Source organism: Vibrio sp. MA40-2 (assembly GCF_047302445.1).
In the GTDB taxonomy this organism is placed as follows: domain Bacteria; phylum Pseudomonadota; class Gammaproteobacteria; order Enterobacterales; family Vibrionaceae; genus Vibrio.
This window is the reverse complement of sequence record NZ_CP178627.1, coordinates 1521974-1545241: the sequence shown is the minus strand read 5'-3', so window position 1 is coordinate 1545241 and position 23268 is coordinate 1521974. Positions and strand designations below refer to the sequence as shown.

20 protein-coding genes are annotated in these 23268 nt (G+C 39.1%); 6 read left to right on the top strand and 14 right to left on the bottom strand.

All coding sequences use genetic code 11. From position 1 onward, the window contains the following. From ACLKML_RS06795 to ACLKML_RS06785, 3 genes are read left to right on the top strand one after another with little or no spacing between them, the layout of a single operon-like run. Positions 1 to 1419, top strand: coding sequence for a transglycosylase SLT domain-containing protein (locus ACLKML_RS06795; RefSeq protein WP_413282955.1), 1419 nt, complete (start codon positions 1 to 3; stop codon positions 1417 to 1419). 52 nt (positions 1420 to 1471) lie between these two features. Beyond that, positions 1472 to 1645, top strand: coding sequence for a hypothetical protein (locus ACLKML_RS06790; protein ID WP_413282954.1), 174 nt, complete (start codon positions 1472 to 1474; stop codon positions 1643 to 1645). Continuing rightward, on the top strand, positions 1645 to 2451 hold the full coding sequence (locus ACLKML_RS06785) for an ETEC_3214 domain-containing protein (RefSeq protein ID WP_413283735.1): 807 nt from the start codon (positions 1645 to 1647) through the stop codon (positions 2449 to 2451). Before ACLKML_RS06790 ends, ACLKML_RS06785 begins: the two co-directional genes overlap by 1 nt. Before the next feature lie 122 nt (positions 2452 to 2573). Here the strand turns inward: ACLKML_RS06785 and ACLKML_RS06780 are convergent, their stop codons facing one another. The 5 genes from ACLKML_RS06780 to ACLKML_RS06760 all read right to left on the bottom strand — a co-directional run bounded on the left by ACLKML_RS06780 (position 2574) and on the right by ACLKML_RS06760 (position 8668). Further along, positions 2574 to 4010, bottom strand: a complete 1437-nt coding sequence (locus tag ACLKML_RS06780) for an amidohydrolase (RefSeq protein WP_413282953.1) — start codon at positions 4008 to 4010, stop codon at positions 2574 to 2576. A gap of 320 nt (positions 4011 to 4330) precedes the next feature. Next, a complete protein-coding gene (locus tag ACLKML_RS06775; RefSeq protein ID WP_413282952.1) occupies positions 4331 to 4666 on the bottom strand; it encodes a hypothetical protein in 336 nt (111 codons plus the stop codon). A gap of 32 nt (positions 4667 to 4698) precedes the next feature. Beyond that, complete coding sequence (locus tag ACLKML_RS06770) at positions 4699 to 5571, bottom strand: helix-turn-helix domain-containing protein (protein ID WP_413282951.1); 873 nt, start codon at positions 5569 to 5571, stop codon at positions 4699 to 4701. Between the two features lie 97 nt (positions 5572 to 5668). Further along, positions 5669 to 7597, bottom strand: a complete 1929-nt coding sequence (locus ACLKML_RS06765) for a TRAP transporter permease (protein ID WP_413282950.1) — start codon at positions 7595 to 7597, stop codon at positions 5669 to 5671. Between the two features lie 72 nt (positions 7598 to 7669). Further along, on the bottom strand, positions 7670 to 8668 hold the full coding sequence (locus ACLKML_RS06760) for a TAXI family TRAP transporter solute-binding subunit (RefSeq protein ID WP_413282949.1): 999 nt from the start codon (positions 8666 to 8668) through the stop codon (positions 7670 to 7672). A 274-nt stretch (positions 8669 to 8942) separates the two neighbouring features. Between ACLKML_RS06760 and ACLKML_RS06755 the strand changes: the two genes are divergently transcribed. Further along, complete coding sequence (locus tag ACLKML_RS06755) at positions 8943 to 10235, top strand: hydantoinase/carbamoylase family amidase (RefSeq protein WP_413282948.1); 1293 nt, start codon at positions 8943 to 8945, stop codon at positions 10233 to 10235. Between the two features lie 93 nt (positions 10236 to 10328). Next, complete coding sequence (argE, locus tag ACLKML_RS06750; RefSeq protein ID WP_413282947.1) at positions 10329 to 11483, top strand: acetylornithine deacetylase; 1155 nt, start codon at positions 10329 to 10331, stop codon at positions 11481 to 11483. On the opposite strand, the gene wecA is transcribed toward argE, so the two are convergent. From wecA to ACLKML_RS06720, 6 genes are all read right to left on the bottom strand, one after another. Continuing rightward, positions 11475 to 12548: a UDP-N-acetylglucosamine--undecaprenyl-phosphate N-acetylglucosaminephosphotransferase gene (gene wecA, locus ACLKML_RS06745; RefSeq protein WP_413282946.1), complete on the bottom strand. Its 1074-nt coding sequence runs from the start codon at positions 12546 to 12548 to the stop codon at positions 11475 to 11477. The genes argE and wecA overlap by 9 nt on opposite strands. Positions 12549 to 13028: 480 nt before the next feature. Further along, positions 13029 to 13961, bottom strand: coding sequence for an isoaspartyl peptidase/L-asparaginase family protein (locus tag ACLKML_RS06740; RefSeq protein ID WP_413282945.1), 933 nt, complete (start codon positions 13959 to 13961; stop codon positions 13029 to 13031). 9 nt (positions 13962 to 13970) lie between these two features. Beyond that, positions 13971 to 14705, bottom strand: coding sequence for an amino acid ABC transporter ATP-binding protein (locus tag ACLKML_RS06735; protein ID WP_413282944.1), 735 nt, complete (start codon positions 14703 to 14705; stop codon positions 13971 to 13973). Positions 14706 to 14722: 17 nt separating this feature from the next. Next, the gene (locus tag ACLKML_RS06730) at positions 14723 to 15826 is read right to left on the bottom strand and encodes an amino acid ABC transporter permease (RefSeq protein WP_413282943.1); all 1104 of its coding nucleotides are present in this window, start codon (positions 15824 to 15826) and stop codon (positions 14723 to 14725) included. 2 nt (positions 15827 to 15828) lie between these two features. Then, positions 15829 to 16977, bottom strand: coding sequence for an amino acid ABC transporter permease (locus ACLKML_RS06725; RefSeq protein ID WP_413282942.1), 1149 nt, complete (start codon positions 16975 to 16977; stop codon positions 15829 to 15831). Positions 16978 to 17046: 69 nt separating this feature from the next. Then, positions 17047 to 18069, bottom strand: a complete 1023-nt coding sequence (locus ACLKML_RS06720) for an amino acid ABC transporter substrate-binding protein (RefSeq protein WP_413282941.1) — start codon at positions 18067 to 18069, stop codon at positions 17047 to 17049. A 160-nt stretch (positions 18070 to 18229) separates the two neighbouring features. Here ACLKML_RS06720 and ACLKML_RS06715 point away from each other — a divergent pair, with 160 nt between their 5' ends. Then, complete coding sequence (locus tag ACLKML_RS06715) at positions 18230 to 19138, top strand: LysR family transcriptional regulator (RefSeq protein ID WP_413282940.1); 909 nt, start codon at positions 18230 to 18232, stop codon at positions 19136 to 19138. Between the two features lie 11 nt (positions 19139 to 19149). Here the strand turns inward: ACLKML_RS06715 and yqfB are convergent, their stop codons facing one another. The 3 genes from yqfB to ACLKML_RS06700 all read right to left on the bottom strand — a co-directional run bounded on the left by yqfB (position 19150) and on the right by ACLKML_RS06700 (position 23266). Further along, positions 19150 to 19449: a N(4)-acetylcytidine aminohydrolase gene (yqfB, locus tag ACLKML_RS06710; protein WP_413283734.1), complete on the bottom strand. Its 300-nt coding sequence runs from the start codon at positions 19447 to 19449 to the stop codon at positions 19150 to 19152. A gap of 181 nt (positions 19450 to 19630) precedes the next feature. Continuing rightward, a complete protein-coding gene (locus ACLKML_RS06705; protein ID WP_413282939.1) occupies positions 19631 to 20701 on the bottom strand; it encodes an Ig-like domain-containing protein in 1071 nt (356 codons plus the stop codon). A gap of 12 nt (positions 20702 to 20713) precedes the next feature. Then, positions 20714 to 23266 carry a VWA domain-containing protein gene (locus tag ACLKML_RS06700; RefSeq protein WP_413282938.1) on the bottom strand — a complete coding sequence of 851 codons (2553 nt, stop codon included), beginning with the start codon at positions 23264 to 23266 and terminating at the stop codon, positions 20714 to 20716. Positions 23267 to 23268: the final 2 nt, after the last annotated feature.

The following is a 23268-nucleotide window of genomic DNA, read 5'->3' as shown; positions in this document are numbered from 1 at the left end:
ATGTATAAAACAATCACTAAAACAGCATTAGCTGTTGCAATCTCTGCAACGGTTAGTTTCTCAGTACTTGCAGTATCCACAGACCAACAACAGCAGCTGGATAATGCAATTGCAAAAACAAACCAGTCTCAAGACGAGAAAATTCAAGAATTTCACACTTATGTAAATGCTTACTTAGATGAATATGAAGCATGGCGTGATGAGTACATCAATAACCTTGATGAGCGTCGTACAAGTCTTATTAAGACTTGGGGGGAAGGAGAGGTTTCTTCTAAAACGAAACAAGTCGATTACTCGCAAGACGATCAAGTTAAAGTCGCCGTTGATTACGAAAATAACACTGCCACGGTATCGGTTCTCGTTGATAAAAACAGCAGTGATCAAGAACTTGAAGAATTTATAAATAAAATACCGGTTGAGGTTGCAGGTCAAACTGTTGCACTGACAGATCTGAAAGCTGCAGATCATACAGTATTGTACTCCTTTGACAAGGAACAAGAAGAGAAAAACTTCGTTATTGAACAAACACAAAGCCAGATGAATGAACTTGATGTCCAAGCAGAACGATTAGTTCAATCAAACACAGGGATCCCTGATTCGTTCATCTACCAACGAGCTCATACCAAAAAAATGGCATTACTCGCTCAGGCACAAGAACGTATTACAGCTCAAGCTATTTTATATAAAGAAATGCGGGCGAAACATGGTATAAAAGTTAAGCAATCTGATTCTGTCGAACAATCAAATAAAACCAATCAAGATATTGCAGACATTGAACTCGCATCAGAACAAAAAACGCCAGAATCCGCTACCGATATCTCGACCACTCCAACTCAGTTGAAAAAAGTTGTCAGCTACAAAGTAAAACTTCCTGAGAACAGCTTAAAATCGCGGGCAAGCCAATACACCTCTCTTGCAGAGAAAGAAAGTGAACAATGGGCAATAGATGCAGCATTGATTATGGCCATCATGCACTCTGAGTCGGCTTTCCGACCAGACGCAAAATCACACGTCCCAGCATTTGGTCTTATGCAAATTGTTCCGACAAGTGCGGGCCATGATGTAAACAAGCAGGTTCGCAATATTGATGCGCCAATGAAGGCTGCAGATTTGTATCAGCCAGTCATTAATGTTGAAACAGGTACTGCTTATCTCAATATTCTAAATAACAAATATCTACGTAAAATAGACAACGATGAAAGTCGCTTGTACTGTATGATTGCTGCTTATAACACGGGTGCAGGTAACGTTGCTCGTGCATTTAACAAAGATGGTTCAACTAACATCGCTAAAGCTTCTGCAGTAATCAATAAACTTACACCAAAAGAAGTGTACAACCAATTAACTACTAACTTGCCGTACGACGAAACAAAAAATTACTTGAAAAAAGTGAACAGTCGTATCCAGCTATATAAATAAGACTTGTCGAAAGGCATAAACTTCATCCACCTTTAACATAATTAAGAGCAAAATGTATAAAATTTTCGCGTTATTTTTCCTTAGTATTGGTGTCTATCTAGGCCTTAATTACAGTAATGAAATGATGAGTATCATAGATAGCGATATTTTTGAGCAAGTACGCCAACATGTTGAAGAAGGCAAAAATTCATTGATGGATAAGATTGACGAGATTAAAGGTACATGATGTCTGAAGAACAAAATACTGGCGTTCAAAAAGAAATTCAAGACGAGCTACAAGAATTACAAGAGACGCAAGAATCATTATTAAATGCGCAAAAAAAAGGCGGTTTAGCGCGTACTATAGGTTTAGTATCGGTTATCTCAATCGCTTTAGGTGGTTTTAATGACAGCTTTGATGCTTTAACAAAGATCGCTGATTTTGGTCTGTCGCAAATGACCGATATCCCATCGCACAAGAAACTTGAGAAAATATACATCCGTTCATCGGCTGAAATTTTGGATCAAACATTTGGTGCCCCCGTGTACATCAAACGTTCGTCAAGCAATGACGTTATCAAATACTACCAAGACGATAACTTTATTCTTTCAGCTATTACCAGAGACAATGCCATTGCTGCTTATCTTGTGTTCCCAGATAAAACCTTTACACCAGAAACATTAGAACACGCAGGTGGTAGTGACTATTTCCATCAGCCTTTTAATGCAATAGAGAGTGTAAATGAAATTCGTGCATCGTTCGCCAAGACAGGAAACTATTACATCGAAGAAAATAATGGCGGCGAGTTTCGTTACCTATATTCTTCAATCAGTGGCGTGAGTGAATTCATTGCACCAATGACAGAGAACGATAAAAAATTGCTTGCTGAAGTAGTTGACTCTCTAACCATGAATAAAAACATTCAAAAGAGTGTCCATTCTTTACGCCTCAATGTAAAACCAAATTTCTACGGTTACAGTACCTTAGGCTTAGGTTCACTAGAAGAAGCGATTTTATCCAACACAGAATATCGCCTAATTCATAAAAGTTAACACCACATGGTTAGTGGTTTAGAGTTAGAAAAAAAGGCCAACATAATGAAGTGAAGTAACCCCATAACGTTGGCCTTTTACTTTTTTATATTAACTTATTAATAAGTAATTGTTATTTTTAGTTAATCCATCAAGCTCTTTGACTTAATCGCTTTCTTCGCTAACTCTTTGGCAAACACTTTAATATCGGCTTCAAACTCTTCGACACTTTGACGAATTTCATCCAGTTGAACCGTTTGCATTACACGGTTTTCCATCACGATCTGACCATTAACGATAGTGGTGTCAATATTACTTGGATTTGCCTGATAGACTAGCGTTGCGTAAGGATTATAACTTGGAAGCATGTTAGCTGATTGTGTCTCTACAATCACGATATCCGCTTTTTTACCCACTTCAAGAGACCCTATCTCATCTTCCATGTGCAGTGCTTTTGCACCACCTAACGTAGCCATCTCAATAACCTGTTCAGGAATCATGATAGTACGATCGGAATATTTCAAGCGTTGCATGTTAGCTGCGTAACTTAGCGTACGCATAATGTCGACTTGGTTTGAACTCATTGGGCCATCAGTCCCTAAACCTATTCTCATGTCGGCGCGATACATATCCCATGCTGGTGCGATTCCTGTTGCACCTTTGGCGTTCGCCATTGGGTTGTATGAAATACCAGCATCAGCTTGTTTCAGTAACTTTTGATCATTCTCTGAAAGATGAATACCGTGAGCTATGACAACTCGCTCATCCAGCACACCAATTTCATCCATAAATTCAATTGGCGACGTCGCTTTTGTTGCATCTTTTATGCGCTTTTCTTCATTGGGAAATTCCGCCACATGAATTAACACGGGCACATCGTATTGGGAAGATAACTTATTAATTTCTTGCAGCTTATCCTTACTGACTGTATACACGGCATGTGGCGCATAAGCAGGCGTGATTAATTCATCGTTTTGATATTCTTCAATAAAGCCTTTGGCATAATCAATTCCGCCATAAGGTTCTTTAGCGTCGACAACTGGAAACTTAATGACGGTTTCACCTAACACAGCACGCAAACCGACTTCTTTGGTCGCTTTGGCCATTTCATCCATGTGGTAGTACATATCGGCATAAGTCGTTACACCACTTTGCGCCAGTTCGATACTGCCTAGCTTAGTCGCATTGTAAATCAGTTCTCGGCTTAATTTTTCTGCTTCTAATGGAAAGAAATACGCGAACAAACGATTCGAAATCCCTTCTTCACCTAAACCGCGAAACGCAATCATTGGTAGATGGTTGTGCGCGTTAACCATGCCGGGCATAACGATTCCATCTTGCGCATCGATCGTGGTTTTGGCGCGATACTGAGTGATTAAATCCTCATTACCAACGGCAATAATCTGGTCATTTTTAACAACAACAACCCCATCTTCAATCACATCCATTGCTGAATTAATGGTCAGAACCTGTCCATTTGTAATGATGAGATCGGCGTTGTATGTTTGAGTCGCGGCTATTGAACCACAGCCTGAGAGTAAAACGGCACTAATAGTGCTTGCTAAGCTTTTGAGCGTCATTGCTAAACCTTAATGTTGAATGTGAGGTGCTTATAGATAGAGATCCAATTCTAACTTGTTATTTTTAATCAATAATATAACCCTATTTCATAATAAAATATCGGAGAAATTACAAAGCAGAGGTTGACGAAATTTACGCCGTGGGCGAAACGCGGAACAAGATTCATGGGGCTAGGTATGCCTGAAACTCAGTGTATAATTTAAGAATCAAGCACAATGAAGAATGACTGCCTTCTCTCTGAATTAAGTAACAAAACCTATTTAAAACTAAACGTGTTTAAATATGAAAAAGTTATAGGAGAGAGTGGGCTAATAAGAATTTATATTCCTAATATTTTGTCAGTAACAAAATAGTCGTATGAAATATCACTTAATACTTTATATGCTTTCGCTACATCACCATCATTTATTGGTTGTTTTAGCGCTTGCAAATAGCCCAACATCTGTTCTTTAGCGGCCGAAGAGTTCTCTGGAGAAACGGCTTGATCTTCGTATAATAAATGATGACTTCTAGAGATCTTATAAATAATCAAGTAAACAGCAGAAAAATTAGAGTTTTCTTTTATCAATTCTCCCATATCCTTTTTTAAAATAACGAAAGCATCCGTACAGGCCAATTCTTCTTCAAATTTTTTTATCGCATCATTAAAATTCATATTAAATCCTTTATGAACATTATCACTCTATACTAAATAAGATTTTTATTAATATAATCAATTGCTTTAATTCCCTTCAACGACCTATCCCACAAGTTATTTGTGATGTTCGAATGAAATTTTACAGCATCGGGAGCATTAGTAATCATCGCTACACCCAACCTAATATTAGGTAGATCACCTAATGAAAAAGGACTGATTGCAACGATATCCTTGCTTTTTTGTCGAAATATTTGGAAATTAGAGTTAGGAATAGTATCGATCAATACTCCTAACTGAACACCAATTGGCTGTTCTTCGAGGAGGTTTACGATATTTTGAACTTCTTTCCTAGCAACCTCTTCTCGATATTTTTTGACAGTATCGCTCAAATTATAGTGGCCAATAAAACCATTATGGATAAATCGTTCCAATTCAGAAATTGAAACCAAACTTAATATACTAGGTTTATTTTGACTATAATTTTTCTTTCTCTCTTTCAATATATCAGTAATGGTAGAAATTTCATTTAACGCTTCTGAATTTCGCTTAAATTCGTCTGGCAAACTTTCTATCAACACCTCATGCAGCATGGTGTCATAAGTGTCGGTCGTCAAGAGATAAGAAATCGGACCAAATAATGCAGAAATATGATGCGTTTCTGACTCTATTTGCCGCATTCTTTCCATAAAACTCAAACATGATGCAATATACTCAACACCAACACCAAGCAGTGTTGGAAGAGAAACTTCGAGCACTTCTGATATTTTCTCCAGTGTTTCAAGCTTTGGAGGAACGCCTTTTTCATATCGATATAAAGCTGCGCGAGATACACCAATTAGATCGGCAACCACCTCCGGTGATAGATTGCGTCCCAACCGATATGCTTTTAATCGATCACCAATACCTGAAAATAAATCTGACATTTTAATCCTAAAGTGCTCTATTTATAAAATCAACATCAGCGGGCAAATCATTGACCAAAAGAATACAGTCAAACATCTACCCCACTAACTTAATGTTTTAACCTTGAACCTCTACTACTTCCCTGTTCATGCCCTGCATATAATAAACGATACCGCCTAATCCCACACCCATAATCAAGGTTTCTAAACCGGGCCAGAAACACAAAACCGTCGTTGCAAGTAGCAAGAATCGCTCTAACTTAGTGGTTTTAGTTCTGAAAAAACCAGCCATCAATGCACCTTGAAATACAACACCAATAGCTGTTGAAATCCAAGTTATCGCGATGTCAATTGGTTCGCCATTCATTAACATAGGTGTAAAAGCAAACAATAGCGGCATGATATACAACATTTTCGCATAGCCAACCGCTTTCCAACCCGTTTTCCATGGGTCTGCTTTCGCTATCGCCGCCCCCGCATACGCGGCGACACAAACTGGCGGTGTAATGTTGGAGTCTTGACTCAACCAATACACAATCATATGTGCAGATATCAAAGCCACGCCCATTTCCGATAATGTCGGCACAGCTAACACCGCAACAACAATATAAGAAGCGGTAACGGGTAATCCCATACCTACAATCAAACTCGCAATCGCTATTAACGCTATTGCAATTAAAACCGAATCATTCGATGCTTGAAGCATAATATTAGTAAATTCTTGAGCTAAACCAGTAAGGCTAATCATGCCTAGAATCAACGAAATAACACCAACATTGGCACCAATAATGAGTGTATTAAGGCCACCTTCCGACAAAGCCTCAAAAACGCTTTTTAGATTCATTCGAGTTCGAGGGTTAAACCAAGAACAAGGAATAGTTGCTAAGATCCCCCAAAAAGCTGAGTATCCAGGCGTGAAACCACTTACTAATAAGGTAACCATAATAATCAAAGGGATACTTAAAAACCAGCGTTCACGAATAACATCTTTAAATTTCGGCACATCATCATCGGTTAATCCACCTAATCCTAGTGATTTGGCTTCATAATGAACAACTGACCACACGCTAGCAAAATATAACAAAGCAGGAACAATGGAAACCATCACCAAGGTTTGATATGGAACCCCAGTAAGTTCGACCATAATGAAGACACCAGCCCCCATTACTGGAGGTAAAAACATGCCCCCGATAGATGCTGATGCTTCAATAGCACCAGAGGATTCACGAGAAAAACCCACTTTTTTCATCAATGGAATGGTTAAAGAACCGGTCGACACCGTGTTCGCAATTGCACTCCCAGAAATGGAGCCCATCATAGCCGATGCAACCACCGCCACTTTAGCTGGTCCTCCCGACATTCTGCCCGCTAAAGATAACGCGATATCAATAAAAAACCCGCCGACACCTGACTTACCAAGAAATGCGCCTAAAAATACAAATAAAATAACATAGTCAACTAACACTCTGGCCATCAAGCCAAATACGCCATCTTCCGATAGATAGAAAAATAGTGAGATTCTCTCTAATGAAAAGCCTCTATGAGAGATGAGGTCTGGCATATAACGACCAAAAATAGCATAGAGCAAAAAAACCGCTCCAATAATAGGCATGGTCCAGCCAAGTACTCTTCTGCCTGCCTCAATAGATAAAACAAGCATAATGGCACTAAAAGCAAGATCGGTAGTGGTTTCAGCCCCTAAACGATCAATGATAGCGCCATAATTTAATACAAAATACAAAGTAGATGAGGCGGATAATACCACTAAGCTATAATCTAATAACGTCGGATTTAGCTTCTTTTCACCTATTTTTATGGGGTATATTAAAAAAATCAGAATTAAAGTAATGCCAACATAAACACCAAGATGATACTGCAGTGCCTGGCCGCCAAATGCGGCACTTCCCAGATAAAAAACAGCCATAATAACCGCAATAATTTCAGCAATACGACGAGACAAGCCGAGCAAATTAATCTCTGACGTTGAACCTGGCTCAATATCCTGATTCTGGCTATCTGTACTTGAAGAAGCTACTTCTTTAATCATAATGAATACTCATAATTTTTGATGTTGTCATTACGCATGTTTGCCATACGTAATGACGATTAAGCGCGGATCTTATTGATTAGGGATTTCGATACCAGCTTCTTTCCAAAAACGCTCTGCGCCTTTATGTAAAGGGATAGACATTCCAGCTAAACCATTTTCTAACGACATTTCACGTGTTGCATTACTCACTTGCAACATATAAGCCAAACCTTCTTCGCTGTACAATTTCTTCGCAATCTCATAGACAATATCATCGCTTAAATCGGCACTTGCCACTAAAATCGCAGTATCTCTAAAAGTATGTACATCATGATCTATATTTGCATACGTTCCCGCTTTGATTGTGGCTTCGGAATAGAACGGGTATTTGTCGAAGAATCCACTCGCGTCTACATCTTTCCATAAATCAATTAGCGTAGCGTTCATTGAACTGGTGCTATCAACAATGGCACCAGCAGGTGCGCCCCACATACCGTGGTATGCGTCAATTTGACCATTTTTAAGTTGGTCAGAAGAACCTGAGCCCCCCATGTTAATAAGATCCATTTTTTCGGTCAGACCAAGATGGTCAAGCAAACGCATCATGGTTTTTTGCGTACCTGAGCCAGCACTACCAACGGACATTTTTTTGCCTTCAAGATCATAAATAGATTTGATTCCTGAATCATCCGCCGTCACAACTTGAGAAATGGCACTGTATAAAAATCCGATTACTCGAATATTGTCTACTTTGCCTGTTGATTCAAATGCTTCTAAACCATTATAAGCAAGGTATGAGTCGCCAGAAAAAGCAACCCCCATTTGCAAATCGCCACCACCGATTCTACGTAAGTTTTCTACCGAACCTGCAGACCCTTCAACGGTAAATTTAGCATCGGGAATACTTTTTGAAACTAGAGAACCAACACCGCTTGCCATTGTATTAAAGGTACCACCAGCACCACCACCACCAATTGAAATAAACTCTTTTGCATTAACTGCGGAAACACTAGATAACGCAAGTAAAGTCGGGATAGCAAAGCTTACGAGGTTCTTTTTTAATTTAAATCCATTTTTTTTCAGCGACATAAATAAGTCCTTTTTTTACTTTTTTAGTTAATAAAAACATGAGTCTCTAAAATTAGACTCATGTTAATTAAATGTCAATAACATGAGATTACTTTATTTCATTATGATGAAAACTTGCTTTTAACGCCCTAAAATCGAGCGAAACGCACTATTTAAGGGCAATAAATATTTATAAAATGATTTGTTATTCAAATCTAAAAATTGAGACGATTTAAATTGACTTAACACCATTTCGAATGTAAATTTTTTTCAAACATATTTAAAGGATATGATTATGACGATTAAAACAACACAAAATAAAGCACTTAACAATGTGCACATTGATCAAACTTTTGAATATGCCCAAGAGTTATTTAACCAATTAGAACGAATCTCAAGTGACGGTATAGGAATCACTCGCCCGTCTTACAGTGAAACAGAAACTCAAGCTTTACAAATGCTAAAAACCTTTGCACAACGCCATGGGTTAGTTGTGCAAATCGATCCAGCACAAAATTATATTTTTTCCTTAGAGGAAGTAGCAGAAGATCAAGATTACACACTGATTGGGTCGCATATAGATAGTGTACCTGAAGGAGGCAATTACGATGGGGCAGCAGGGATTGTTGCAGGAATTTTATGTTTAGTTAAAGCAAAAAAACAAGGCATAACGTTTGCTACCCCAGTTAAAGTGATTGCATTAAGAGGGGAGGAAAGTGCTTGGTTTGGTCATTGTTACTTAGGTTCTAAAGCTCTATTTGGTCATATCAACGAAACCATTCTTCAAGCAGAGCATCGGGAAACACAACAAAAGCTCTCTACTCATATGGAAAATGTTGGTGTTGAAGTTGCAGCATTACGAGAGAAAAAAGTACTGATTGATAAAAAAAGAATCAAGCAATACTTAGAAGTGCATATCGAACAAGGCCCAGTATTAGTAGAAAAAAATAAACCTGTTGCTATCGTTTCAGGAATTCGCGGTAATATCCGCTATCAATCCATCCATTGTATTGGCGAGGCAGGTCATTCAGGCGCAGTGCCAAGAGAATATCGTCATGACTCAGTATTCTCAGTAGCAAATTTATTAGTGCGATTAGATGACCACTGGAGAACATTAAATGATCATAACTCCGACCTAGTACTAACCAGTGGCATTATGTCAACCAACCAACACGAACATGCCATATCACGCATTCCCGGCGATGTTTCTTTTAGCTTTGAAGCGAGAAGTGAATATCCTGATGTTCTTGAGACGGTTGAGAGTATTTTGAAATCAGAAGCTCAATCAATAGAACGCGAACGAAATGTTAAATTTGAATTTGGCTCTCAGATTTCATCTAAACCTGCGTTGTTGGATAAGAATATTATTAAAGGATTCCAGCACTCTGCTGAAAAATGTGGCTTAGATCCATTTTTAACACCAAGTGGTGCGGGTCATGACGCTGCGATTTTTGCTAATGAAGGTATTTCTACTGGAATGCTATTTATCAGAAACCAGCACGGTTCTCATAATCCTCACGAAGCAATGGAATTAGATGACATGATATTAGCAATCGATGTGTTATATCACTACTTACAAACCCATTAAGTCATACGCTTAATTTTACTCACCAGTTTATTTTGCTAACCAGCTTATTTTGTTAACTAATAGTATCGTTAGACCGTTTTAAGGAACCTGTCAATGCAAGCCACTATCGACATTTTGCAAAAATTAATCGCATTTAAAACCGTAAGCTTGCAGTCAAACTTAGAGCTGATCGACTATATAGAATCTTACTTAAACAGTTTTGCAATTACTTCAAAACGCGTCTACAGCGAAGATAAGTTACAAGCCAATTTGTTTGCCACAATAGGAAACTCAGAAAAGGGTGGAATTTGCTTTTCTGGCCACTCAGATGTCGTACCTGTTGAAAATCAACCTTGGAGTAGCGATCCATTTAGTTTATATAAGAATGGCGATAAATATTACGGCCGTGGAACCGCGGATATGAAAGGATACTTAGCGTGTGTCCTTTCATTGGTACCCGAATTCATTGCCGCGACGCGTTCTAGCAATGCCACTCCAATTCATATTGCCATTAGTTATGATGAGGAGGTGGGATGCGTCGGAGTAAGAAGATTAATTGATCAGCTTGCCGAACAGGAAAACAAGCCCATTGCTTGCATCATAGGTGAACCGACCATGATGCAAGTCGCTACCGCTCATAAAGGAAAAAGCGCATGGCGTTGCTCTGTTCATGGTGTCGCGGCTCATTCTTCTCAACCACATTTAGGCATTAACGCTATTGAATACACCGCTGAACTTGTCACTTTTTTGCAAAAAAGTGCTCGTGAATGGCAAACTACGGAAAATGATAATCGCTATTCACCGCCTTTTTCAACTATACAGGTTGGTACAATAAAAGGCGGAACAGCGGTAAACGTAGTGCCTGATTATTGCCAATTTGACTTTGAAGTTCGTCCGTTACCTACCACCTCAACAGAAAAACTATTGCAACCATTTAATTCGCTAGTCAACAACACATTAAAACCAGCCATCCAAAGCCAAAACCCGCAGTCAGATATAAAACTAAAGGAACAAGTGAACTATCCGGGTTTAGTCGATGACGACAGTCTTGCAGAGTTAAAAACGATTTGTTCAAACGCGGTCGGCGCTACCTCATTTTGTTCTTTATCATTTGGCACTGAAGCAGGCTTATTCCAACAAGCTGGAATACCTACCGTGGTCTGCGGACCAGGTTCTATCGACGTAGCACACAAAGCCAATGAATATGTGGAACATGAACAATTAGAGCAATGTATGGCATTTTTAAGAAAAGTGATCGCTTCAGATTGAAGTTTCTACTTTACCGATCCTCAATTTACGCAAGAAATGAGTGATCCTCCAAACGTAACTTAGTGAAACAGCGTAAATCATAAAACAGATCATAAATAACAGGAACATGATTGATTCATTGATCGCCGCTATTTCACCATAAATACCAAAACCAACATGACAGCTTGAAATTAGGCATATTATAAGTAGTGTTTGACCTGAGGAGCATCCTAGGCGTTGGAAGGTGTGGTGAAGATGCTCTCTATCGGGTTTAAAAGGTGAAGCACCACGACGTATTCTTCGGATCATAATCGCTGCCATATCCATCAATGGGACAGCGATAAGCCATAAAGCGGTTACTGGACGCATTAGAGGAGTACTTTGAGAGATATTTTGGCTCGCTTCAAGTAACAACCAAATGACAGTAAAACCAATCACCATACTACCTGCATCACCCATGAATATTTTTCGCTTCCGTCCTAATATCCCAAGGTTCATACAAATATAAGGGATCATCGCAACAATAATTACCACGGCAAAATAAGCCAAGCCATTTTGCCCGCCCCTAAAAAGTAAAAAAGAGAGACCAGCGAAGGTGGTTATCGACAAGCCACCCAACAACCCATCAATACCATCGACCATATTAAACGCGTTGATTGCTCCAATAACCGCAGTAATAGTGGCAACGGGCCCAATTAAGCCTAAATGTATGTTGCCTTCTCCCACTAAGTTGCCAATATCTATCAATTCGATATCGGCTAAACTCAACATCAGAATCGCCAGCACAGTTTGAATACATAACCGGATCTTTACACTAATATCAAACTTGTCATCAAAAGCACCGAGTACCGCTAATAAAATGATACAACCCAAAAAGACGTTACTATGAGGAATAAGTTCAGGCTTAAAGACTAAAAATAGAGTAATAGAAATGCAGATCGAAATTCCACCAACAAGAGGAATCGCTCCGTCATGAAGTTTACGGCTATCTGGTTTATCAACTAAGCCTACTTTTCTAGCCAATTTGCGCAGAATAAATAGCGACAAAAAAGAATATAAAAATACAAAAAATAGTTCTACAAACATAATATTATCTATTCGTTTTTAACGCGGTCTAGCAGCATTGTAATGATCACCAGTTCGCCACGACATGCGCCTAATATCACCTGTCATAACGTGCAATGTTTAAATGGAATATTAAAAATACTCAGCCTCAATCTAAGCTTTCGGTAACTACTTCGCTATCTGATTTTAAGAACGTTTGGGTAAACTTCACGTTTCATAATCGTCGAGGTCAAACCAGATATAAGCGGTGGCAGCAATATCACTTTTCAGAAATATCACTTTTCATAAATATCTATTCAAACAATCCCAACCGAGCCACCGTTATAGCCTTTTCTTGACTGTGCTTTAGCTATCTGATCATTTTTCACTCTCTCCTTGACGTTATTAACCTCAATCACTTCACTAGAATTTGATCAAAAAAGCCGAGCATCAACGTTGCTCGGCTTGGAAAATAATGTCTTATGCGGATGTATAATGCACCATCCATTTCACGCTAAATAATCATTCATCATATATTAATGATTGAGCGGGGATCGTATCCGCGCCCCAACCACGATACATACCTTCAGTATTAAATGGCAACGTTACGTTGCCATCACTGTCGACAGCAATCAATCCCCCACTACCGCCGGTCGATAATAAATCAGTAAAAACTACGTGTTGGGCAGCAGACTGTAAGCTTTCTTTAGCCAACGCCATACGCGAAGAGACATTATAGCCCACTACATGCCTTAGAAAGTGTTCTCCATGGCCGGTAGCAGAAACCGCGCATGTTCTGTTATTAGCGTATGTCCCCGAACCAACAACAGGCGTGTCACCGATACGACCATATTCTTTATTAGTAATACCACCCGTCGATGTCGCAGCAGCAAGATTACCATTCTTATCTTTTGCAACAGCACCAACTGTACCAAACTTATAGTCATTAGAGGTTGGTTCTAAAATGACACTCTGTGCTTTTAAAGCCGACTGTAATTGTTGGTAACGCATGTCGGTAGAAAAGTAGTCGTTGTCAACTTCCGGCAAACCCTGATCGCGGACAAATTGCTCTGCCCCTACCCCGCCTAGGTAAACATGTGGTGAGCTATCCATTACCGCTCTTGCTACATCAATCGGGTTTGCACTGTACCTAATGCCAGAAATCGCACCTGCCTCTAAATCTTTCCCGCACATAATAGCGGCGTCGAGTTCATGCTTCCCTTCATGATTAAATACCGCACCTTTACCCGCATTAAACCAAGGACAATCTTCCAGTTGATTCACTGCTTTTTGCACTACATCCAAGGCACTCTGTCCCTCTTGTAAGCTGGCCAATCCTTGGGTAATAATCTGCTGCAATACCGTTTTAATTTCACTTTCTTGCTCTAAAGATAATTTTCCTTTTGACATCGCACCCGCGCCGCCATGTATTGCTATTGAATATTCGTGAGACATTTCACATCCTTAATGCTGAATTAATTGATTTAAGAACAACTGTGTTCTTGGCGATTGCGGGTTGGAGAAAAAATCTTCGGGATTGTTTTGTTCGATGATTTGACCTTGATCCATAAAAATCACTCTGTCCGCCACTTTACGAGCAAATCCCATTTCGTGAGTCACACAAATCATGGTCATACCGTCTTGAGCAAGATCAGTCATTACATCCAAAACTTCAGAGATCATTTCAGGATCTAATGCCGATGTAGGCTCATCAAATAACATCACATCTGGTCTCATACAAAGCGCACGGGCAATAGCCACACGTTGCTGTTGCCCACCAGATAATTGATTAGGGTACTTATTAGCTTGTTCTTGTATCTTTACTTTTTCCAACAGAGTCAAAGCCGTTTCGATGGCTTGTTGCTCATCGATTTTTAGATTTGACGTTTGCGGCAAAACACAATTTTCGAGTACCGTTAAATGAGGAAAAAGATTAAATGACTGGAAACACATTCCAACTTGTTTTCTAAGTTCGATTAAATCACTTGGTGAATCTTTAACTTCATCACCAAAAACAACAAGCGATCCGGATTGATGTTTTTCCAATTGATTAATACAACGAATCAAGGTCGATTTTCCTGATCCCGAAGGGCCACAAATAACAATACGTTCACCCTTTTTGATTGTCAGGTTAATATCTCTGAGTGCATGATAGGCGTCGTACCATTTATTAAGTTTTTTTATATTAATAACATCCATTGAACTATTTCCTTGAATTATTTTAGGCGACGCTCAAGATGAGCAGCATACTGAGATAAAGAGAAACAACACACGAAGAAGAAAAGGCCTAAAAAGGCATACATCTCATTTTCCAATCCAACCCATTTAGCATTTGACAAAGTGCTTGATGCGACACCAACGATATCTAATACACCGACGATCATCACAAGTGTGGTTTCTTTTAAAATACCAACAAATTGATTCAATAAAGAAGGGATAGAATTTTTTAACACTTGTGGCAAAATAATTTGCCCCATCATTTTCCAATAACCAAAACCCAGTGCTTTTGCCGCTTCAAACTGACCCTGAGGAATAGATTGCAATCCACCTCTTATGGTTTCTGCCATGTAAGCCGCTGTAAATAAAATAAGCACAGCCACAACGCGAAGTAATACATCAAATTCTTGGCCCGGAGGTAAGAATAACTGAATCATCAACGACGCCATAAATAAAAGGGTAATAACAGGTACAGAGCGAATTAATTCGATATACGCGACACTTAACCAATGAATAACCGGCTTATTGGAGCGTCTGCCTAACGCGAGCAATATACCTAAAGGAAGCGCGAACACCATACCAAAAATAGCTAAAAATAGGGTCAGCATCATACCGGCAAACTTAGTAGTAGAGATCGTCTCTAAACCAAAATGTCCACCTTTTAGAATCATCCACATGGCAAAAGGGAGGACGACTAAATAGAACAAAATGAACGGTTTGTTAACACGTTTAAAATACAACATGGGAATCGCTAATGCCGCTAAACCAAAAGCAACATCTACTCGCCATTGTTGCTCGTCTGGATACATACCGTAGGTAAACAATTCAATTCGATTCACTACAGGCAACCAGCATGCGCCTCCCGAGACACAATCGGCTTGAGTTTCACCAATAAACGTGGCATCAAACAGCAGCCAGTTCAGCATGGTTGGAACAAACCATGCGACAAACAGTGCACCGACTAACGTTAAAAAAATATTAAACGGGGTCGAAAAAAGATTTTTCTTACTCCAGTCTACCCAATCTGTTTTAATTTGAATTGCTGGTTTCGGCTCTATCATGGTATGCGATGTTGTTGCAGAGATAGTATTGTCATTACTCATTATTATTTCCCTATCTCGATATGTGAGTTATACCAGTTCATTAACACGCTGGTGATCAAGCTGAAAATACAATACGTTCCCATCACTATCAAAATGCATTCAATAGCTTGCCCTGTATTGTTAAGTGTGGTGCCACCTGTCGAGGAAACCAACTCCATAAAACCAATCACTACACCCAACGAGGAGTTTTTAATAATGTTAAGATACACGCTAGTAATTTGTGGCACCATTGGGTAAACCGCTTGAGGAACAATCAGCTTCCACATGATTTTTGATTCGGTAAAGCCAAGCGCTTTGCCTGCTTCATCTTGTCCAGACGATACCGACTGGATGCAGCCACGAACAATTTCAGCTATGTAGCTGGCGCTATAGACAGACAGTGCCAAGCACAATGCAACCAATTCAGGGATGACAATCATACCGCCTTGAAAGTTAAATCCAGTCAGTTTAGGATCGCTAATTGAAATATGCCCATTAGTGAATGCGATAACCGTCAAAACTAGCGGGATTGAGACTACAATAACTATCATCTTTGGCCAAAGAACCGGGTGGAATCCTTGCCATTTTGACCGTCTACGAATGACATTACGGTAGGTGAATGCACAAAAGATAGATATAACAAGGGATAGGATAAAATATTCACCCCAACCACCAAAAGAAACATGAGGTATAGCAAGCCCACGGTTAGATAGAAAAACGCTGTCAGTCAATGCAATACTGTTTCGTACCGATGGTAAACTTAAGAACAGCGCATACCACCAAACAAGCTGTATAACCAAAGGGACATTTCGAATAAGTTCCACATACGATCGGCTAAGTTTATTAACTACCCAGTTTTTCGAGACACGGCCAACACCCACAATAAAACCAATAAGTGTAGCCAAAATAATACTCATAAAAGACACAAGTAGAGTATTGGCCACACCAACCCAATAGGCTCGTAAATAAGTGTCATTTTGGTCATAGTCAATAAGGCTAAATGTAATGTCATAGCCTGCTCGATCGTCTAAAAAATCAAAGCCGGTCGTAATGCCCAAACTATCAATGTTTTCTGACATATTAGTGCCAAGGTACAAAAATAAGCTAGAAACAACGATCAGTAATAAGGCTTGTTGACCCCAGTCGATCAGGGTCCCTTTTGTGATGTTCATGAGAGTATCCACTTGTCCATGTGAAGTAAGCCTGCCTAAAAGGCAGGCTTGGAGATGTATACGAAAAGATTAACGGAAAGGGGGAGCGTACATTAGGCCACCATCGGCATAAAGAGCATTAGCACCACGCTCAAACTTAAGCGGAGAATTCGCACCTACATGGTTGGCGTAAATTTCACCATAATTACCTGTTGCTTCAATCGCTTTAAGTGCCCAATCATTACCTAAACCAAGTGCGGTACCTAAATCACCACTGGTTCCTAATAAACGTTGTACCGCGATATTGTTAGTTTCTTTAGCTAAGTTTTTCGCCGTGTCTTTAGTTACATTTAGCTCTTCCGCTTCAATTAATGCATAACCGACCATGCTAACGATGTCTCTCCAATCGTTATCACCCTGCTTAACATAAGCGCCTAAAGGTTCTTTTGAGATAACTTCAGGTAAAATCATATGCTCATCAGGAGATTTGAACAAAGTACGACGAGCAGCAAGGCCAGTAACATCGTTAGTCAATGCGTCGCAACGTCCTTTTTGATAAGCAGCGTACAGTTCTTCAGTTTTTTCAAACACAACAGAACGATACGTCAATCCTCTTGCACTGAAATAATCAGCGAGGTTATGTTCTGAAGTGGTTCCTGGTGACAAACAAAATGTTGCGCCATCTAATTCGTCTACAGATTTAATACCCAATGATTTACGCGTCATGAACCCTTGACCATCATAAAACCAGATTGTAGTAAAATCCGCACCTAATTTTGCATCACGTGATACCGTCCATGTAGTCGAACGTGACAATATATCAATTTCGCCAGAAGCAAGTGAAGTGAAACGATTTTTTGATGTCGTGGTTATATATTCAACTTTGTCTGGTGAACCTAAAACAGCCGCGGCAACAGCACGACAGTAATCCACATCCATGCCAGACCATTCGCCATCATCATTGATATATGAAAAACCCATTTTATCGCTGGAAACGCCACACTTTAATGTACCGCGTTTGATAACATCCTCTTTTGTATCTGCATAACTGTGTGTAGCAAGTGTGCTGGCCAATAAACCAGAAAGCACTAAACCTATTGCTTTAACCTTCATAATAAATCCCTATATATGGTGTTTTGGTGTAATATAAATTCGAAATCCAATATCGCCTTTCAATATAATTTATGCGTTTATCTGCAAAGATGGAAAGTATTTATGTCTTGTATTTTGCATGCATTATGCAAAATTTCGATGATGTGAAGTAAGGGAAATAATGAACATTCGCTGGTTAAAAGATTTTATCACATTAGCTGACTGCCAAAAATTTTCTGTGGCAGCACGATTAAATGCCTCATCTCAAGCGGCTTTTAGTCGAAGGATCCAGCAATTAGAACAACATTTAAAAGTTGAATTATTCGACCGTTCTAGCACACCAATAAAAATGACAATTGAAGGTAAGCGGCTTTATCCAATAGCATCAGAAATGGTCCATATATCAGAGCGTTGTGAAGAAATGATCACAACAAAAGACAACCCCATTGTTATCGCTTCTTTGCATACGCTAGCGTGTAATTTTTTTCCACAATGGTATACCCATATATTAAATAGAGTGGATTCTCCACTGTTAACTAGCATTGATTCAGGAGTTCGTTCTGTATCTGGGTACCAAGCGGCATTACAATCTCAGAGAGCCGATTGCTTACTGTTTTATCAAAATGCATTTGTTGCAAATTATTTCGAATCGGACGATTTCGAGGTGCTTAAATTAGCAGATGATGAATTGATTTGGGTCTGTGGGGCGCATTTCTCTCAAGCTCGCTTAGAACAAAATGATATTCCGCATCTAACCTATGCAGCTTCATCGCAATTATTAGAATTATCCGCTCCTCTTATTTCTATCACTCCGCAATCGCAACAACTATCAGCTTACTTTCAATCTACAATCTCTGAATCGTTATTACCTATGGCAATCCATGGACATGGCGTAGCCTGCATCCCTAAAACAGTCGCATTACCTTATATAGAAGATGGGCGGTTAATTCACATTTGGTGCGATTATAAGATCCCATTAGAAATTACCTTGATACGCTTGCAACACGCCAGAAATCCACATCCATTCTTAGATAAACTATTTGAGACCGCTAAACAGTTATCGCTAGAAACCACAATAACTAATAAATAGGGGAAACAGTACTAGGCTACCAATTCATAAGAGATAACATACAACTCATTTACATTGGGATAGATACTTCTAATCACTTCGCGTAACTCCGGTAAAGTCATGTTCTCTTGATTGGCATGAAACTCGGTGAGTTCATCAAACTGGATAGGTGCTACTGATTTAATCATTAAATCACAAAACCATCGGCTAGTTTCGAAGGTAGAAACCTCAACCACCGCTCCTGGCTGGTAATCCTTTTCTGCTTCATCTCGAATAGTAATGACCTTTTTCCCCGATAAAATATCCGCTTCAAATCGTTCAAAAAACGTCATTTTAGTCAAACTCATACTCAACAACCCTTAGTGGTAAATTTATGTATCTTGTATTCGGTGAAGTGTAGAACTTCAAAAAACTTTATAAACTAACCTTTCATATTTACCTTTTGTATATAAATAAACCACCGCCGATCAGCGGTGGTTTTAATTAAAGGAAATAGTCTAGTTAGAAATAATGTTACTTTTTAAATCTTATAAAAGAGAATACCATCAAGCACAGCAGTGTAAATGGCCCAAAACTACCACCACCGGAACTCGAAGTACTTGCTTCAACATCCAAACTATCATCAGTGGATTGAGCAACTTCTATATTAATAACACCCTCAGTATACCCATCATCGCCATCACCAATATAGTAACTAAAAGAATCAGTTCCAACGAAGCCATTTACTGGGCTATAAGAAAATATACCATTTCCATCATAAGTGATATTACCGCCATTTAATGAGGTTTGATCAAATTGAATAATATCAAGTGTATCCCCATCAATGTCTGATGCTAAAGACAATACGTCGATAGTATTTCCGGGCTGATTTGCTTTTATTAAAAGAGTATATTCCCCTGCAATAGGATTATTATTCGCCGTTTTTGCAACGGTTATTCTTCGATAAGCTTGCGCTGTACCATAAGAAGCAACAACATCCACAACTCCATGCCTGTTAGCATTCAGCGTACCTTTTGAGGAAATGTCAGCAATTAACGATCCATCACCACCATCAGGAGTCTGAGTCGAATAAGAAACACCAACATCCGTAATATCTCGCTGATAACCATCATTGAACAAACCAGATACTCGAATAGTCCGGCTATCACCTGAAGTTAGATAGAGCGCTTCACCATCAGAAAAACTAACCGATTTAATATCTTGCTCTGAAGGACTCACTGTTATTGTAACTTCTGATGAAACGATAACTTGATCAAGAAATAAAACAACTGCCTGATAAGTCGTTTCGCCTGAATCTTCTAACTCGCTATCAATAGTCCACTGATAAGGTGCTGAATTATCAAACAACGTATCTGCACTATATTTAGATTTTAAACTTATACCCGAATATAGTTCACTTACGGCTACACCTGTACTAGCTTCATCCCATCCTTCTAAAGAAGCGGTCAAAATTACCGAATCACCTGGGGCTATCTCGGTTTTATCTGCTGTAAGCTGCAATGTCGGTAATTCATAGCTTGCACAAGCTAAAAAGCTCACCAACGATAAAAGTAGCAACCCAAAACACTTTTTTAACATAGTCATTCGTACTTCTCCTTAGTTTTGAGTGCTATAAAAATGCACCAGCTTAGTTTCATTTAATAAGCTTTCGGCAGCGGTAGCAATATCATCAGATGTTCCCATTCCTAGATGAGGTTCATTAGGCATTTCTTTTATGTAGTCATCCTCATCTGAACTTGCGGCAATATAGGAACTCCATTTACCACTCGATAATGGAACAATGCCATCTGATTCCTCTCCTTGAAACAAATCAGACACCGTACAACCTGTTAAATATTCCAAGACTTCATCCGCACAGTCATTCAAATCCGGACAGCTATCTTTAATCGAGCTAGGTGCATAATGCGCAAAACCATTAAGATCTAAACCAAGATTGCTACCAATGTTACCGTAGACAGCAAAAATAGGAACATCAAGATCTTCAGTCATAACATCTTGAGATAAAAAGGTGTTTTGATCCCCTACTTTCAGATCATCAATTGCGGAATCCACCTTATGATTACCTACCGACTCTAATAGAGTAACGATCAAATCAACCATTTCATGTCCAGTTTTTTTAACATCTAACCCAAATGGACCATCAAAATAAGTTTTTTCTTCATCTCGAATACAACTACCAATTTCTGTGTCATTGTGCGTAAGAAGGTTAGCGAGTCCACTACCTGTATGAGGTGTACCTAACGTAACAAGTCTACGAATTGAGCCTTGATTGAAGTTAGACGCTTCCTTATATTTCAAATGTCGCAGAATATAGGATCTAGCCATCAATCCTCCCATGCTATGCCCAATAATATCAGCTCGCGTACAAGCAACTCGCGTTTCATTTCGCAATTTTGCACACAAGTTATTAATCGGATTTTCAATATAAGGAGAAATAGGGTTACTGAGTTCAGATGGGCCTTTATAGTTTGGATAGTTATCTGCATCAGAAGAATATTCTACAAAACTAACCAGATAATTTTTAGCTTTCAAGTATTCAAAAAGACCTGAAGATGAATCACTTTCAACACCAGGGCCAATTTTACCAAACGAGTTTGGCATAGCCCACAACCCATGATTTAGTACAACCGGTGCTTTCGTGTCTATAAGAGAAGTGGTTTCACTTGTCGTCGTCTCACATTCATCTTGATCATCTAGAATGCAAGTATCAACTTCAAATTCAGAATATGCGGCATCTTTTCCTAAAAAGCGCTCACCTGCTCTCAATACAACAGACGCTTGGCCATATCCATCATTACTAGCAAAAACATCAATATCGATACTTTCACTGCCAGCTTGATAATTTCTAGTGTCGCCTATATAAGTTGGAGCATTATCCAACGTAAATAAACGAGCTTCGGTAATGGATGGATCGTTAATTTTGAATCTAATTTTACCTTCAGTTAATCTGGTCCTTGCTCTTAAAATCAAGCGAGAATTCCCATCAGCCACAAGTCCTATTCTAAGATATTGTTCATTGTTATCGAAAAACGTTTCGAGATAACTCTCATCTACTGGCTGCTCATTCGCCATTAACGCACCGCTGTCACTAATATCAGATACAGCTGGGTAAGCATCATAAGCTGAAATAGCTAAACAAGCTGGTACGCTGGAATCCACCTTACTTGATAGCATAGAAGTGTATATACCTTGTGAACCCAAGCTGTCAGTCGTACTAGCAGACAAAGAAGCAATATACGTAGAACCATCTTCAGGTGTTGAGGTAGGAGTAAAACGAACAAAAACATCTATAGAAGACATAGGTGCAATTGTTAACGGATAACTTAACGTATCGGATGGTTTACCACCAACTGATATTATTTCAAAGTGCTCTTCGTCAGCACCTGAAATTTGCAAAGAATCAACAAAAGCTCTCTGATTACTATCATTTCTAATAGTAAGTAACTCCCCATCGTTTGCACAAATTTGAGCATCTTCAATCACCGTCGAGCGATTAAAAGACCCAAAGTCAACAATTGATGGAGAAACCTCAATATTTAACGCACTTTGAACCGTTCCAAGACAATCGTTTGTTACTACTGTAGCAAACTCGATAAAGTCAGCTGGATTAGGTACTGGTGGATTTGATGAAATACTATCGAGAAACGTTTTATTATAAGAACTTAAACCTATTCCTACAGGATTCAGATATATACCCGCATCTCTTACAATTTCTGCTTCTGAGGTAGTACTCGTTCTACTATTAGGAGCGCCATCAGTAGCAAGGCAAATAATGCGACTTTGTGCCACAGAGCTACTAACGTATTGAGCAGCAGAGCTGATTGCATCAGACATATTTGTACCGCCATTTTTCTGGCTGTTTGATGAAAGTTGTGACTTCACGCTATCAATCGTGTTTGCATTTAACACTGTAGGGTCTACAATTACCTTAACATAGCTAGAAAAACCTAAAATAGAAAGTTCAATGCTGCTGTCTAGTGGTAAATTATCTAAAGCCGATAAAAACCCATCCTGCTCCAAATGGAAATTAGAACTAGAAACGCTTCCCGATTCATCCATAACAAAAGAAACCGCAATTCGAGGGTCTGCACGAAGAGAAAATGAAAGCAGGCACAAAAACACAATGCATATTTTATTAATAATTTTCATAT